The sequence below is a fragment of the Actinoplanes sp. NPDC051388 genome (assembly GCF_055586225.1).
Window position 1 is genome coordinate 665725 of the sequence record NZ_JBVJIP010000001.1, and the last position, 14233, is coordinate 679957.

General features: G+C 71.4%; 17 protein-coding genes. 12 read left to right on the top strand and 5 right to left on the bottom strand.

Annotated elements, in window-relative coordinates; genetic code table 11:
• The first annotated feature begins 28 nt into the window (after positions 1-28).
• Positions 29-1492: a deoxyguanosinetriphosphate triphosphohydrolase family protein gene (locus ACZ6TI_RS03170; protein ID WP_465343320.1), complete on the top strand. Its 1464-nt coding sequence runs from the start codon at positions 29-31 to the stop codon at positions 1490-1492.
• Between the two features lie 121 nt (positions 1493-1613).
• Positions 1614-2165 (top strand): hypothetical protein, encoded by a 552-nt coding sequence (locus tag ACZ6TI_RS03175; protein ID WP_465343321.1) that lies wholly within the window; start codon positions 1614-1616, stop codon positions 2163-2165.
• A 163-nt stretch (positions 2166-2328) separates the two neighbouring features.
• Here ACZ6TI_RS03175 and ACZ6TI_RS03180 read toward each other — a convergent pair whose 3' ends face one another.
• Complete coding sequence (locus tag ACZ6TI_RS03180; RefSeq protein ID WP_465343322.1) at positions 2329-3114, bottom strand: PIG-L deacetylase family protein; 786 nt, start codon at positions 3112-3114, stop codon at positions 2329-2331.
• Positions 3115-3144: 30 nt separating this feature from the next.
• Positions 3145-3912 (bottom strand): alpha/beta fold hydrolase, encoded by a 768-nt coding sequence (locus ACZ6TI_RS03185; protein ID WP_465343323.1) that lies wholly within the window; start codon positions 3910-3912, stop codon positions 3145-3147.
• Positions 3913-3968: 56 nt separating this feature from the next.
• Here ACZ6TI_RS03185 and ACZ6TI_RS03190 point away from each other — a divergent pair, with 56 nt between their 5' ends.
• The 3 genes from ACZ6TI_RS03190 to ACZ6TI_RS03200 are packed head-to-tail and all read left to right on the top strand — an operon-like array spanning position 3969 to position 5682.
• Positions 3969-4592 (top strand): TetR/AcrR family transcriptional regulator, encoded by a 624-nt coding sequence (locus tag ACZ6TI_RS03190; RefSeq protein ID WP_465343324.1) that lies wholly within the window; start codon positions 3969-3971, stop codon positions 4590-4592.
• A gap of 5 nt (positions 4593-4597) precedes the next feature.
• Positions 4598-5317, top strand: a complete 720-nt coding sequence (locus tag ACZ6TI_RS03195; protein ID WP_465343325.1) for a HipA family kinase — start codon at positions 4598-4600, stop codon at positions 5315-5317.
• Complete coding sequence (locus tag ACZ6TI_RS03200; RefSeq protein WP_465343326.1) at positions 5314-5682, top strand: DUF3037 domain-containing protein; 369 nt, start codon at positions 5314-5316, stop codon at positions 5680-5682. Before ACZ6TI_RS03195 ends, ACZ6TI_RS03200 begins: the two co-directional genes overlap by 4 nt.
• On the opposite strand, the gene ACZ6TI_RS03205 is transcribed toward ACZ6TI_RS03200, so the two are convergent.
• Positions 5663-6604 carry an SDR family NAD(P)-dependent oxidoreductase gene (locus ACZ6TI_RS03205; protein WP_465343327.1) on the bottom strand — a complete coding sequence of 314 codons (942 nt, stop codon included), beginning with the start codon at positions 6602-6604 and terminating at the stop codon, positions 5663-5665. The genes ACZ6TI_RS03200 and ACZ6TI_RS03205 overlap by 20 nt on opposite strands.
• Positions 6605-6686: 82 nt before the next feature.
• Between ACZ6TI_RS03205 and ACZ6TI_RS03210 the strand changes: the two genes are divergently transcribed.
• From ACZ6TI_RS03210 to ACZ6TI_RS03220, 3 genes are read left to right on the top strand one after another with little or no spacing between them, the layout of a single operon-like run.
• Positions 6687-7754, top strand: coding sequence for an ATP-dependent DNA ligase (locus tag ACZ6TI_RS03210; RefSeq protein WP_465343328.1), 1068 nt, complete (start codon positions 6687-6689; stop codon positions 7752-7754).
• Between the two features lie 53 nt (positions 7755-7807).
• Positions 7808-8914 carry an MFS transporter gene (locus ACZ6TI_RS03215; RefSeq protein WP_465343533.1) on the top strand — a complete coding sequence of 369 codons (1107 nt, stop codon included), beginning with the start codon at positions 7808-7810 and terminating at the stop codon, positions 8912-8914.
• Positions 8915-8954: 40 nt separating this feature from the next.
• Positions 8955-10517 carry an alpha/beta hydrolase gene (locus ACZ6TI_RS03220; RefSeq protein ID WP_465343329.1) on the top strand — a complete coding sequence of 521 codons (1563 nt, stop codon included), beginning with the start codon at positions 8955-8957 and terminating at the stop codon, positions 10515-10517.
• Here the strand turns inward: ACZ6TI_RS03220 and ACZ6TI_RS03225 are convergent.
• Positions 10468-10926 (bottom strand): potassium channel family protein, encoded by a 459-nt coding sequence (locus ACZ6TI_RS03225; RefSeq protein WP_465343330.1) that lies wholly within the window; start codon positions 10924-10926, stop codon positions 10468-10470. The two genes, ACZ6TI_RS03220 and ACZ6TI_RS03225, sit on opposite strands and share 50 nt — an antisense overlap.
• Before the next feature lie 69 nt (positions 10927-10995).
• Here ACZ6TI_RS03225 and ACZ6TI_RS03230 point away from each other — a divergent pair, with 69 nt between their 5' ends.
• Positions 10996-11451: a GNAT family N-acetyltransferase gene (locus tag ACZ6TI_RS03230; protein ID WP_465343534.1), complete on the top strand. Its 456-nt coding sequence runs from the start codon at positions 10996-10998 to the stop codon at positions 11449-11451.
• 80 nt (positions 11452-11531) lie between these two features.
• Here ACZ6TI_RS03230 and ACZ6TI_RS03235 read toward each other — a convergent pair whose 3' ends face one another.
• The gene (locus ACZ6TI_RS03235; protein ID WP_465343331.1) at positions 11532-12077 is read right to left on the bottom strand and encodes a CGNR zinc finger domain-containing protein; all 546 of its coding nucleotides are present in this window, start codon (positions 12075-12077) and stop codon (positions 11532-11534) included.
• Positions 12078-12199: 122 nt separating this feature from the next.
• Between ACZ6TI_RS03235 and ACZ6TI_RS03240 the strand changes: the two genes are divergently transcribed.
• The 3 genes from ACZ6TI_RS03240 to ACZ6TI_RS03250 all read left to right on the top strand — a co-directional run bounded on the left by ACZ6TI_RS03240 (position 12200) and on the right by ACZ6TI_RS03250 (position 14120).
• The gene (locus ACZ6TI_RS03240) at positions 12200-12391 is read left to right on the top strand and encodes a hypothetical protein (RefSeq protein WP_465343332.1); all 192 of its coding nucleotides are present in this window, start codon (positions 12200-12202) and stop codon (positions 12389-12391) included.
• A 481-nt stretch (positions 12392-12872) separates the two neighbouring features.
• Positions 12873-13547 (top strand): DUF998 domain-containing protein, encoded by a 675-nt coding sequence (locus tag ACZ6TI_RS03245; protein WP_465343333.1) that lies wholly within the window; start codon positions 12873-12875, stop codon positions 13545-13547.
• A 45-nt stretch (positions 13548-13592) separates the two neighbouring features.
• Entirely contained in the window at positions 13593-14120 is a 528-nt protein-coding gene (locus tag ACZ6TI_RS03250; RefSeq protein WP_465343334.1) for a hypothetical protein, read from the top strand.
• Positions 14121-14233: the final 113 nt, after the last annotated feature.

Consider the following 14233-nt stretch of genomic DNA (forward strand, 5'->3'; position numbering starts at 1 on the left):
CAGGCAGGGCCTTCGGTAACGTCAAGTCATGGATGATCCGCGCGCGGCAAGGGTTTTCGGGGACAGCCTGGTCGCGCCGGGCGATCTGGCGCTCAGCCCGTACCGGGTGGACCGCGACCGGATCGTCGGAAGTCCGTTCTTCGCCCGCCTGGGCGGTGTGACCCAGGTCATCAGCCCGGGCGGCACCGGTCTGCTGGTGCACAACCGCCTCACGCACAGCCTCAAGGTGGCGCAGGTCGGCCGGGCGATCGCCGAGCGGCTGGCGGCCGGCGTGCACGCGGACCTGCTGGACAAGCTGGGCGGCTGCGACCCGGACGTGGTGGAGGCCGCGGCGCTGGCGCACGACCTGGGACACCCGCCGTTCGGGCACCTGGGCGAGCGGGTGCTCGACAACCTGGCCCGCGGGCGGCTGCGGCTGCGCGACGGCTTCGAGGGGAACGCCCAGTCCTATCGGATCGTGACCAGCACCGAGATCCGCGGCGAGGCGACCATCGGGCTCAACCTGACGGCGGCGACCCGGGCGGCGATCCTGAAATATCCGTGGACCCGCCGCACGCATCCCGAACCACATCCGAGGTTCATGGATCCGCCGCCCCGCGGGGCCGCGGCGCCACCGGACGACCCGGACGGCGGGTCGCTCAAGTTCGGGGCCTATTCCACCGAGGTCGACGACATGATCCGGGCGCGGGCGCCGTTCGCCGGGCGGGTCGCCGAGTGGCAGCAGACCGTCGAGGCCTCGGTGATGGACACGGCGGACGACATCGCGTACGCGATCCACGATCTGGAAGACGTGCACCGGGTCGGCGTGCTCCAGCCCGGTGCGGTGGCCGCCGAGCTGATCGCCTGGCAGCGGCATGCGTCGGCGGACGTGGGCCCGGGCAGCGCGATCGAGTCGTTGCGCCGGCAGCTGCATCGCAAGGACTCGTGGATGGCTGACGACGACGCGTTCGCGGCCGCGGTCGAACGGGTCCGCGCCGAACTGGTGGACGGCCTGCTGGCGGCGCCCTTCGACGGCTCGCTGGCGGCGGAGGCGCAGGTCGCGAGTTTCTCGGCGACTTGGACCAAGCGGCTGGTCGACTCGATCGAGGTGACCGGGCAACCGGCCGTGCGTTCCGGGCACGTGCTGCTCGCCGCCGAGCAGTGGCACGAGGTGCAGGTCCTCAAGTTCGTCCAGAACGAGTTCGTCCTCACCCGGCCCGACCTGGCCCTGCACCAGCGCGGGCAGGGCCGGCTGCTGGCCTCGCTGGTGGAGGCGCTGCTGTCCTGGCTCACCGATCCGGACGAGACCGAGCGCCTGCCGAGCCGGCTCCGCGATCTGGTCGAGCTCGCCGAGGCGGAGCTGCCGGAGGGTACGCCGGACCGGGTCGGACGCGCCCGCGGACGAGCCGTCGTGGACTTCGTGGCGGCGCTCACCGACAACCAGGCGGTGGGCTTGATGGAGGCGCTGGCGGGGCGCAGCCGTCAGCTGTGGACGGACTCCTTCGTCCTGTGACGGGTGTTGCCTATGAGGTGTGCAGAGCGGCAACGGCACGGTCCCGTCCTGTCGGGTTTGGCGCGATCGTGTTCGCTCAGAGCGAACATGACCGCGCCTGTAACGGTGTAATCATGTAATCATGCGCTTCCGACACTCCGCCCCCGCCGGGGCCCGCAACGAGCCGCCACCCGCCGACGACGCCGCCGCCTGGATCACCGGCGCGACGCCGGACGGCTGGTTCACCGAGCCGCCCGAGGTCGTCATCGACCGCGACGAGATCATCATCTGGGGCCGCCTCGCCCCACCCGAGCTGGCCGCCGACGCCACCGACGCGGACCGGGCCGCCGCCCAGTCCGGCCGGATCAACCAGTTCCGGGAGAACACCCGCGACGACCGGATCCGGGTCGCCCGCCAGGTCGAGCACCGCTACCAGCGCAAGGTCGCCTGGGGACTGCGCTGCGGCGACGCCAACGAGCTGTTCACACACCTGGCCGCGCCGGTGATGACCCGGCTGCGCCAGCCCGAGCGGCAGATCCTCGACACGCTGGTCGACGCCGGCGTCGCGCGTTCCCGTTCGGACGCGCTGGCCTGGTGCGTCAAGCTGGTCGGCCAGCACACCGACGAGTGGCTGACCGACCTCCGCGACGCGATGACCAAGGTGGACGAGCTGCGTAAGCAGGGGCCGAGCTGATTGGTCGTCGCTTCGCTCCTCCGGCCCTCCTGAATGGTCGTCGCTTCGCTCCTCCGGCATTTCGCCTTTTACCCGGTGACTTGCGACCGAAAAAGTCCCTCGGCTACGCCTTGCACTTTTTCGGCCGCAAGTCACCGGCGGCGAAATGCGACCTTGGTTGCGGTTACACCACACGGGGTGCGGCGACGACACGGGGTGCGGCGACGACACGGGGTGCGGCGACGACACGGGGTGCGGCGACAACACGGGGTGCGGCTACGAAGGTCTCGGTGGAGAGCCAGTCGCGCATGGTGTCCTCGCCTAGCAGGGTGACCACGGCTGCGGTCTGGGTGGCCTGGGCGCGTAGCGCGACCAGCTTGCGGTCTGCGGTCTCCGGGTCGAGACGCAGGTGGACGGCGAGGTCTCGCTCCGGTGTGGACACTGGCTTGGCGTCGTCCATGAACACCTGCAGCTGGTCGTAGACGTGCTGCCAGGCGTCCAGGAACTCGTCGGTGAAGGTGGCCTGCAGCAGCCGCGCGCCGGAGCCCGCCCGGTCGCGGGCCGCGAGCGCCCAGGCGCCAACGGTCCGGTGGTCCTCGTGGCCGGTCATGCCGTCCGGGCCGAAGGTCAGGATGGTGTCCGGCCGGACCTCGTCCACGATGGCCGCGATCCGGTCCACCGTGGCGTCGAACGGCTGGCCGGCGCAGCCGCCGTCCGGCAGTCCGAGCTGGTGGTGCTCGGTCACGCCGAGCACGGCCAGGGAGGCGCGCAGCTCGTGCGCCCGGGTGCGGGCGAGCCGGGCCGGCGGCCACCGCGCCGGGTCGGGGGTGCCGTGCTCGCCGAGCGTGGCGGTCACGCACACCACCCGGTTTCCGTGGTCGCGGGCGGCGGCCATCAGCCCGCCGGACAGATAGACCTCGTCGTCCGGGTGCGCCCAGATGCCGAGCAGAGTGCCGAGGGAAGTGATCATGAAATCAGCATGCCGGAGAGGGCTTGCCGGTCAGTTGCCGTTCGCTTGCCCGGCCAGCCAGTCGGCCAGCACCTCCGGGCGGCTGATGTAGATCTCGTGGTCGTCGGCGCCGGGCACCACCACCACGGGCCGGCCGGCCAGCTCGGCCAGCCGCTCGGCGATCTGCGCGTGCAGCGGGTCGGGAGTCTCGCCCAGCGCCAGCGTCAGGCCGGGGAACCGCAGCTCATCGGGCCCGAAAGAGCGCAGTGTGATCAGCGGGCCGTCGTCGCGCAGGGCCGCCTCGGCGTTCGCCGACATCGCCTTGACCTCCGGCCCGGCCAGGTCTGCCCGCCCGCCGGAGATCACGGTCATCATCACGTGGAAGGCGCCCGTCCAGTCGCCCGGGTGGGCTGCCATGAACTCCTCGATCGGCGCCATGATCGCCGCGTGCATCTCGGCGCCGCCGTCCAGCACGCCGAGCGCGGCCGGCTCCCAGGCGATCACCCGGGACACGACCTCCGGATTCCGGGCCGCCAGGGCCAGCGCGATCACGCCGCCCGAGCTGAAGCCCAGCACCGTCGCGCCGACCGCGCCACGCTCGCGCAGCAGGGCGGCGGCGTCCGACGCATGCTGGTCGGCGCCGCTGCCCGGCCACTCCAGCCGGGTGCTGCCGCCGGTGCCGCGCCGGTCGTACCAGAGCGCCCGGAACCCGCGCGCGGCCAGCGCGTGCCCCAAGCCGTCGAGCATCCCGGCGTCCTCCGCGGCGCCGTGCACCAGCAGCACCGCCGGGCCGGAACCGGCCTCACGCACCTCGAACATCGCTTCCCTCTTTTCGCTTGACTGAAGTTATATCGAATATGCCTTAAGCTAAGCCAATGAAGCAAGCGAAAAGGCGGTACGACGCCAGTAGCCGACAGAACCAGGCCCGGGAGAACCGCGACCGCATCCTCGCGGTGGCCCGCCGCCTGTTCGCCGAGCACGGCTACGCGGCCACCTCGATCGCCCTGGTCGCTCGCGAGGCCGGGGTCTCCGCGCCGACCGTCTTCGCCGGCTTCCGCTCCAAAGTCAACCTGCTCAAGGAGGCGGTGGACACCGCGATCGCCGGCGACACCGACGACCGGCCGCTGCGCGATCGCCCGGTCCTGCGGCGCATCCACGAGGCCGCCACGTTCGACGAGATGGTGGAGCGGATGGCCGACTCGTTCGCCGAGGTGGCCGAGCGGTCGTCGGCGCTCTATGCGGTGGTGTTCGGCGCGGCCGACGCCGACCCGCAGATCGCCGCGCTGCTCGCCGAACTCGACCGGCAACGGCTGGTCGGCGCCGGGCTGCTGGCCGAGACGGTGGTCGCCCGGGCCGGCCACGGCGAGGTGGCGGACGTACGCGACACGCTCTGGGTGCTGATGTCGCCGCTGCAGTTCAGCCTCATCGTCCGCGACCGCGGTCGCCCGGCCGGTTGGTACCGCGACTGGATGGCGCGCACGCTCCGAACGCTAGGGTGATCTCCGTGCTGCGCGAGGTCACTGCCACCCGTTATGTCACGCCCTTGCGCGAGGGCGGGTCGCTGCCCGGCGTGGTCGAGGCCGACGACGAGGGCACCTACGTGGTGAAGTTCCGCGGCGCCGGGCAGGGACCGAAAGCCCTGGTCGCCGAGGTCATCTCCGGTGAGCTGGGCCGGCGCCTCGGGCTGCCGGTGCCCGAGCTGGTGGTGGCGCACATCGATCCCGTGGTGGCGCGCGCCGAGCCGGACCAGGAGGTCCAGGAGCTGATCAAGGCGAGCGCCGGCGCGAACCTCGGGATGGACTTCCTGCCCGGCGCGCTGGGCTACGAGCCGAACGCGCACCCGGTCGACGCCAGGCTGGCCAGCCGGATCGTCGCGTTCGACGCGTTCACCGAGAACGTCGACCGGAGCTGGCGCAACCCGAACCTGCTGATCTGGCACCGCGACCTGTGGATGATCGATCACGGCGCGACGCTGTACTTCCATCACGATTGGCCGGGGGCCGCGGGCAAGGTGCACCGGCCGTATCGGTGGGACGATCACGTGCTGCGGGCGTACGCGAAAGATCTGGCTCTGGAAGGGCCCGCTCTGGCGGGCGAGCTGACCACGGAACTGCTGGCCGAGGTGGTCGCTCTGGTGCCGGCCGAGTGGCTCGACGTGGATCCGGGCGACTACGTGGCGCATCTGAGCGCGCGGGCCGCCCGGCCGGAGGCGTGGCTGCCGTGAGGATCCCCTACGAATACGCGATCATCCAGGCCGTTCCCCGGATCGAGCGGGGCGAGGTGATCAACGTCGGCGTGCTGCTCTATTGCCAGCGCCGCGACTTCCTGGCGGCGCGCACCCGGCTCGACATCGGCAAGCTGCGCGCGCTCGACCCGCAGGCCGACGTCGAGGCGATCCGCACCGCGCTGGACGGCTGGCAGACCACCTGCCTCGGCAACGGCGCCGCCCAGGGCCTGTCGCTGGGGGAGCGGTTCCGCTGGCTGGTGGCGCCGCGCAGCACGATCCTGCGGGCCGGGCCGGTGCACATGGGCCTGGCCGCCGACCCGGCCGCCGAGCTCGACCGGCTGGTCAGCCTCCTGGTCCTCTGAGCCGGCGGGTGACCGCCACCACGGCCAGGGCGGAGACGCCGGCCAGCGCGCCGACCCGCAGCCGTCCCCACCGCCCCGGGCCGCCCTCGACCCGGGACCGGGCGGTGAAGATGTTGCCGGGACCGGGCTCGGTGGTCTGCCGGGACAACGCGAAGCCTCGCGCCAGCCTGCCGACCAGCGCGTCGTAGACCGGCGGCAACGCGGTGAAGCCGAGCTCGATGAACCGGTTGGCCGCGCCGACCGAGCGTTCCCCGCCCGGGCGATCGGCGATCTTCAGGATCGCGCCGGCCATCCGATCGGCCTTGTCCACCGGCGGCGGCGGCCGGCCGACGAACCCGGCAAAGTTCGCGGCGCTGGTGTAGATCGGGGTGTCCACGCTGCCCGGCGCCAGCGAGCACACGTGGATGTCCTTCGCGTCCCGGGTCTCCTGGCGCAGCGTCCGGATCAGCCCGCGCTGTCCCCACTTGGACGTCACGTAGGCCGACATGTACGGCACCGTGACGTGCCCGAGCAGCGAGCCGCAGAGGATCAGGGTGCCCCGGCCCTGCGCCCGGAACTGCCGCAACGCGGTGCGGGCGACGTTCGCGGAGCCGAGCAGGTCGGTGGTCACCACCCGGTCGAACGCCTCGGCCGGCACGTCCTCGAACCGGCCGTACGCCATCACCGCCGCGGTGTCGACCCAGACGTCGATCCGGCCGTGCCGCTCGACGGCGCTCGCCGCGAGCCGGTCCAGCGCGTCCCGGTCGGTCACGTCGGTGGCCACCACGAGCGGATCGCCACCGCACTCGGCGGCCACGGCGTGCAGGTCGTCGAGACCGCGTGCGGCCAGCACCACCCGGTCCCCGCGCGCCGCGAAGGCCACCGCCGCCGCCCTCCCGATGCCGCTGGACGCACCCGTCAACACCACTACCCGTGAGCTCATGACCAGGGACTACCCGCAGATCTCGACAATCCGACGTGCGATCCGGACTTCCCTCGGCCGCGACATTGTGCAGACTGGGCCGATGGACCTGCCGATCAACCCGCCCGTGAAGCCGATGCTGGCCAAGCCCGTCGCGGACATCCCGCCCGGGCAGATCTACGAGCCGAAGTGGGACGGCTTCCGCTCGATCGTCTTCCGGGACGGCGCCGAGGTCGAGATCGGCAGCCGCAACGAGAAGCCGATGACCAGATACTTCCCCGAGGTGGTCGAGGCGGTGCTGGCCAACTTCCCGGACCGGGCGGTGATCGACGGCGAGGTGATCGTGGCGGACACCGCCCGCAACACGCTCGACTTCGAGGCGCTGCAGCAGCGCATCCACCCCGCCGCCAGCCGGGTCAAGCTGCTCAGCGAGCAGACGCCGGCCGGGTTCGTGGCCTTCGACCTGCTCGCGCTCGGCGACCTCGATCTGACGGACAAGCCGTTCGAAGAGCGGCGGGCGATGTTGGTCGACTGTCTCGCCGGGGCCAAGCCGCCGATCTACACGACGCCGGCGACGGAAGATCTCGAGACGGCCCGGCGGTGGTTCGCCGAGTTCGAGGGCGCCGGCCTCGACGGCCTCATCACCAAACCCAAGGACATCGGGTACGAGCCGGACAAGCGCGTGATGTTCAAGGTGAAGCACAAGCGCACCGCCGACTGTGTGGTCGCGGGCTACCGGGTGCACAAGAGCGCCGACAACCGGATCGGCTCACTGCTGCTCGGCCTGTACGACGACCGCGACGTGCTGGCCTCGGTCGGCGTGATCGGCTCGTTCTCGATGGCCGTCCGCGAGGAACTCTTCGAGCAGATGCAGCCGCTGGTCACGTCCTTCGAGGGCCACCCGTGGAACTGGGCCGCCCACGAGTCCGGCGAGCGCACCCCGCGCAAGAACGAGACCAGCCGCTGGAACGCCGGCAAGGACCTCTCCTTCGTCCCGCTGCGCCCCGAGCGCGTGGTCGAGGTCCGTTACGACTACATGGAAGGCATCCGCTTCCGGCACACCGCCCAGTTCGAGCGCTGGCGTCCCGACCGCGACCCCCGCAGCTGCACCTACGAGCAGCTCGAACGCCCGGTCCAGTTCAACCTCGCCGAGGTCCTGACCAGCCGGTGAAGACGGCGTGGCGGGTGGTCGCCGGCTTCGGGCTGGTGAGTCTGGCCGCGGACATGGTCTATGAGGGCGCCCGCTCGGTGCACGGCCCGTTGCTCGCCGCCCTCGGCGCCTCCGCCGCCGCGGTCGGCCTGATCACCGGCGCCGGCGAGGCGATGGCCCTGCTCCTGCGGCTCGGCGCCGGCTCACTGGCGGATCGTTCCGGCCGTTATTGGTCACTCACCTTCGCCGGGTACGCGTTGACGGCGGTCTGTGTGCCACTGCTGGCGATCGCGCCGTACGCCGGGTCGGCCGGGCTCGTGCTCGCGGTGGTGCTGATCCTGGCCGAGCGGGCCGGCAAGGCGGTGCGCTCGCCGGCCAAGTCCGCGTTGCTGGCCGCGGCGGCCGCGCAGGTCGGCATGGGCCGTGGCTTCGCCGTGCACAAGGCGCTCGACCAGATCGGCGCCTTCGCCGGGCCGCTGCTGGTGGCCGGGATCCTGGCTCTTACCGGCACGCTTTCCCCGGCGCTGGCGCTGCTCTTCGTGCCGGGCGCGGTCGCGTTGGCGCTGCTCCTTCGCCTGCGTCGGGCATCGCCTGTGGTCTCTCGCGCGCCCGGGGTGGTGACCGGCCGCCTTTCGCGGCATTTCTACCTTTTCGCGGCGTCGGCCGGGTTGGCCACCGCCGGGCTGGTCACCTTTGGACTGATCTCCTTCCACGCCGGCCGCGACGGGCTGATCTCGCTGGCCTGGGTGCCGGTGCTCTACGCCGCCGCGATGGCCGCCGAAGCGGTCGCGGCGCTGGTCAGCGGATGGTTGTTCGACCGGTGGCGGGGACGGGTGCTGTTCGGGCTGCCGGTGCTCGGCGCGGCCGCGCCGGTGCTCGCGTTCGGCGGCTCGACCGGCGCCGTGGTGGCCGGCGCGCTGCTCTGGGGCGCCGCGGTCGGCGTGCAGGACTCGACCGTGAAGGCGCTGGTCGCGGACCTGGTGGCGGCGCACCGCCGGGCCACCGCCTACGGCGTCTTCGCGGCCGTGCAGGGTGTCGCCGCGCTGGCCGGTGGCGCCGCCGCGGGCCTGCTCTACGAACATTCCCGGCTCGGCCTGCTGATCCTGGTCGGCGCCTGCCAGCTGGCCGCCGCCGCTCTGCTGGCGGTGACGCTCAGGAATGTTGTCAGGGTGGCAAGCTAGCCTTCCTCGGAACAGATTCGCTCCACGAAGGGTCAGCCTCGTGCCGCTTCGCCCCCGCCCGGTCGTCGCCCTGCTCGCCGCCGCCGTCGTCGTGACCGCGGGCTGCACGTTGCCGGTGATCGCACCAGACGAGTCCGGCACCGCCGCACCCGGCCCGGCGCAGCCCCCCGCCGTGCCCGGCACCCAGGCGTCGTGGGTGGCCTGCCCCGAGGTGCCGCAGCAGCTGGTGGGGCGCGGCGCGTCCGGCATGACCTATGAGTGCGCCTCGGTCGCGGTGCCGCGCGACTGGGCGGCGCCCACGGGCGGTTCGACCTATGACATCCAGATGCTGCGCATCCGGTCGCGCACCCAGCAGGACCGCGTCGGCTCGCTGGTGCTCAATCCCGGCGGGCCCGGCGCGTCCGGCATCGACCTGGCGGTCTACCTGTCCTTCGGCCCGCAGCTCGGCGGCCTGCCCACCGAGGTGACCGACAAGTTCGACATCGTCGGCTTCGACCCGCGCGGCGTCGGCCGGTCCAACCCGGTCAAGTGCATCACCAACAAGGACCAGGACGCGTCCTTCGCGGCCGAGCCCGACCCGGTGAGCCAGGCCGACTTCGACGCGGTGGTGGCGATCAACAAGAAGGTCGCCCAGGGCTGCGGGCAGAAATACGGCGACCAGCTCCCGCTCTTCTCCACCGAGCAGGCGGCCCGCGACATGGACGCGATCCGCTCCGCGGTCGGCGACACCAAGCTGACCTACCTGGGCTTCTCCTACGGCACGCTGCTCGGCGCGACCTATGCGCAGCTGTTCCCCAAGAACATCCGGGCGCTGGTGCTCGACGGCGCGGTCGACCCCGAGCAGGACTACGTCGCCGGGTCGGAGGCGCAGGCCAAGGGCTTCGAGCGGGCGTTCACCAACTTCACCGGCTGGTGCGCCCGGACGACCGGGCAGTGTCCGATCGCGCCGGACGCCCGCGGCGCGGTCACCGACGCGCTGGAGAAGGCACGGGCCAACCCGGTGCCCGGCGCCGACGGCCGGGACGCGACCGCCGGCTGGATCTTCCTGGCGGTGATCTCGTCGCTCTACACGGAGACCGGCTGGGTGTCACTGGCCAAGGCGATCAACGACCTGCGCGGCGGCAACGCGAAGGGCGTCTTCGACCTCGCTGATCAATACGCGGACCGCAAGCCGAACGGGCAATACTCCAACCTCTTCGACGCCAACCTGGCGGTGAACTGCGCGGACGCCGACGACACACCGTCGATCGAGCGCATCCGGCAATTGCAGAGCGAGTGGCGCACGAAATACCCGCTGTTCGGGGCATCGCTGGCGATGGGCATGATGACCTGCACCTTCTGGCCCGGCAAGCGTGATCCCTATCCGGCCGGCCCGGCCGTCGGCGCGCCCCCGATCGTGGTGGTCGGCACCACCGGCGACCCGGCGACGCCCTATGAGAACACCGCCGAGCTGGCCGACATGCTCGGCACCGGGCAGGTGCTCACCTGGGAGGGCGAGGGCCACACCGCCTATCCGAGCACTCCGTGCATCGTGGACGCGGTGGACGACTACCTCATCGACCTGGAGGTGCCGAAGGAGGGACTTCGGTGTCCGGCACGTTGACGCCCTCCCGCTCGGCGAGCTCCTCGAGCAGCGTGCGCACCCGGCGCAGGTTGCTCTTGAGCTCCTCCTGCTCCTCGTGACCGAAGGCGTCCTGGTCCACGATCAGCTTGCTGGCGAAGTGCGCCGTGATCAGCGGCACCACGACCAGCACCATGATCGAGATGAGGATGCCGGCCATCACCCGGGCCTGCCACGACGACGGCGAGATGTCGCCGTAGCCCACCGTGGACGCGGTCACCACGGCCCACCACAGCGCGTCGCCGATCGACACGTCGGCCTCGAAGACGCGATAGAGCAGGCCGCAGACGACGATCAGCAGCGCGTAGGAAAGGATCAGCGTCCGGGGTGAGTTGGCCATCCAGACCAGCCCCCGGTACGCCTTGTGGAAAGGCACCAGCACGGTTCGCATGGCGACATCGTGCCCGGTCAGCGCCACGACCCGGGTCAGCCGGTCGGGCGTGTCAGGATGGGCCGCGTGTTGACCTTCCGCGATGCGACCCGCGCCGATGTCCCGTCGATCCTCGCGCTGCTCGCCGACGACAGCGTGAGCCGGGCCCGCGACGGCGTCGTCTCGGAGACCGCGGACGCGGCGCATTGGGCGGCCTTCGAGGCCATCGACGCCGACCCGTCGAACGAGCTGATCGTCGCCGTCTCGGCCGCCTCCGAGGTGGTCGGCACCTTCCAGCTCACCTTCACGCCGTCGCTGAGCCGGGGCGGCGCTTCCCGGATGACGATCGAAGCGGTCCGGGTGCGCTCCGACCTTCGGGGGCGCGGGGTCGGCCGGGAGATGATGGAGTGGGCACTGGAACGAGGGCGTGCGCGGGGGTGCGCGCTGGCCCAGCTGACCAGCGACAAGAGCCGTCCCGAGGCGCATCGCTTCTATGAGTCGCTGGGCTTCGCGGCTTCGCACGTGGGGATGAAGCGCCCGCTCTGATCGCCGACCGCTCGCCCGACCCCCACTCCGCCGGCCTTCCGGGAGCCGAGCGGCTCTGCCCGCTCTGCGGGCGGCGGCCGTCAGGGAGTGGTGTCTCGCTGGCGGCCTCGGTAGGAGCGGGTCTTGTTGCGGTTTCCGCAGACTGCCATCGAGCACCAGGTCTTGGACTGGTTCTTGCTGTGGTCGTAGAAGACGACGGCGCAGGTGTCCTCGTGGCAGAGCTTGAGGCGGTGCCAGGTGCCCTCGCGCTCGGCGATCACCATCTCGGCCAGCACCTTGCCCAGCATTGCCGGCACGCCCTTGCCGGTCGGGACGAAAGTCGCCCGGCCCTCGCCGAAGGCCGCTCGCAGCGGGATCCGGGACGCGTAGCCGTCCAGCCGGGCGCGGGCTCCGGCGTCGGCCAGGCCGTCGTGATGCGCGGCCATCTCGTCGCGCAGGGCGGCGCGCAGATCCGTGGCCAGCTCGAGATCCGCGGCGGACGGCTTTATCCCGGGGAAGCCGTGGTCGGCCAGCCAGCGCGCGAACCGCTCGGGCGACTCCAGGTCGTCCTGCTCGCTGCTGAGGTCGACGGAGTTGCCGAACGACTCCACCAGGTGCAACTGCTCCGGGACTCGACTCGCGGGCACTGTCCCTCCCAACATCAGCCCTCCCAACACCAGCAAAGCGGTTTGACCGGTGCCGCCAAGGGTACTACGGTTGGCAACAACACCAACAAAGACGTTTTGCTAGTGTCGGGAGGGCGACCATCATGTACCCATACCTGATCACCACCGCCGCCGATCTGCGCCGCGAGGAGCTGTTGCGTGAGGCCGAGCAGGCCCGCCGGGTTGCCTTGTCGCGCGAACCCCACTTCTGGCGGCACCGCATCGGAGGCGTTCTGATCCGCGTCGGCCGGGTGCTGGCCGAGGAGCCGGCCCGCCCGCGCACCCGCGTCGCTTAGCCGCGGGCGACGTACCGTCGATGTACGGATCTTCCGGAAAGTCTCGTTGACCTGCTGCAACGGCCGAGTCTGTGCCTCACCACGACGCTGATGCCGGACGGCTCGCCGCAGATCACCGAGGAGGGCGCCGGCGAGGACGGCCGCACCATCGCGCCGCTGCCTTTCTTCGACGACCGGGCGCGGCCGCATCCGCTCGCGACCCTGATCCAGCGGGTCCGGCTGACCGGCGCCTGGAAGCGGGTGCCCGGCAAGGTCTACGTGCCGCTCTGGGCACGCCGGGCGGTCTGCAGGCGCCGGGCTCGATGGCCAAGGTCCGCGACGATCCGGCCTGGCGCTACGAGGAGTGGCACACCAGCCACAACTTCCTGCGAGACGGCCCCGACCGCGTGGTCGACCTGCTGCTCTCGATCTGACCCGCCGAGGTCGCCGGATCTGTCAACCAAGGTTGACGCCTCGGAGGTTGTCAACTACGGTTGACGGCATGACCGTGTTGACGGCCGTTGCCGCTGCGGCACCTCAGCGACCACCCTCCCGGCCGAACCGGTTGCTCGTCGCCGGTCTCGTCGCCGGCCCGCTCTTCACGACCGCCTACCTGATCGAGGGCGTCTTCAGCACGGACGTGCTCCGACAGCCGGTCAGCGCGCTCGCCCTCGGCCCGCACGGCTGGGCGCAGATCGCGAACTTCCTGGTTTGTGGATCGCTCATGCTGCTCTTCGCGATCGGGCTCCGGCGAAGCCTCGGCCCGGGCGTGCTGCCGACCCTGGTGGCCGTCTGGGGCGTGACGCTGATCGGCGCCGGCGTGTTCGTGACCGACCCGCTGACCGGCCCGGTCACCTGGCACGGCCGGTTGCACGACTTCGCGTTCGGACTTCCCGGCTTTCTCGCCCTTGCGCTCGTCATGCCGATCGCGTCCGTCGTGTTCGCCGGTCACGGAACCCGCCGGAGAACCCGATCCATCGGATTCGCGGTCTATTCAGCGCTGAGCGGATTGGCTTTCGCCACCCTGTTCGTCCTCGCGACGATCGGCTTCACCGGCACCGATCCCTTGGCCGCCACCGCCGGCCTGTGGCAGCGCCTGTGCGTCTCGGTCGGCTGGCTCTGGCTGTTCCTGCTGGCCGTGAACCGCCGCCGGGCGAGCGCGAAGCAGCCCGATTGAGTACCTTCGCTCGGGCCGGATCAACCGGCCCAGGGAAGGGGAGTCGTGACCGAACCCAGCAGGGAGCTCTGCCTCTCGGTGGCCTTCGCCGACCGGGTCAGCTCGCTTCTGACGATCTTCTTCGGACGCCTCGACGCGCCCTTCGGCACCGATCTCCCCGAGGTGCGGCAGGGCGTCGAGGCGAGCTGGATCCGGCTCGCCGGTCATGATCTCGCCTGGCACCCGAGCGCCGCGCTGGAAAGGGATCGCGAGCGCGCCCGCCTCTCCGGGCTGCGCGGCGCGGGCGCGGCCGTCGCGGCGATCGACGTGGTCGCGGCCATCGCGCCGGAGAGCCTGCCGCGGATGGCCGGCCTGGCCCTGGCCGTCGCCCTCGAGATGGACCGGGCGGCCGCCGTTCCGCCGCCCGGCAGCCTCTCCTGGGCCGCCTTCGAGTCGCGTGCCCAGGCCGACCTCTTCGACTTCACCGCGGGCTCCGGCGCGGTGCTGGCCTCGGCCGAGGTGCAGGACCTGCGGAGGGAATCCGGCGCCCAGTCGATGGCCTACCGCAACGGCATGAAGGCCCTTCTTCGCTGACGCATCGCTGCTAATACCTATTAGTAAACGCTTTTCTCTTGACGCGCGATTATCGCGCTGGTCATGCTGTCATCTCGGCGTAACTAATGCGTATTAGTCAGGGGGATCGGTGA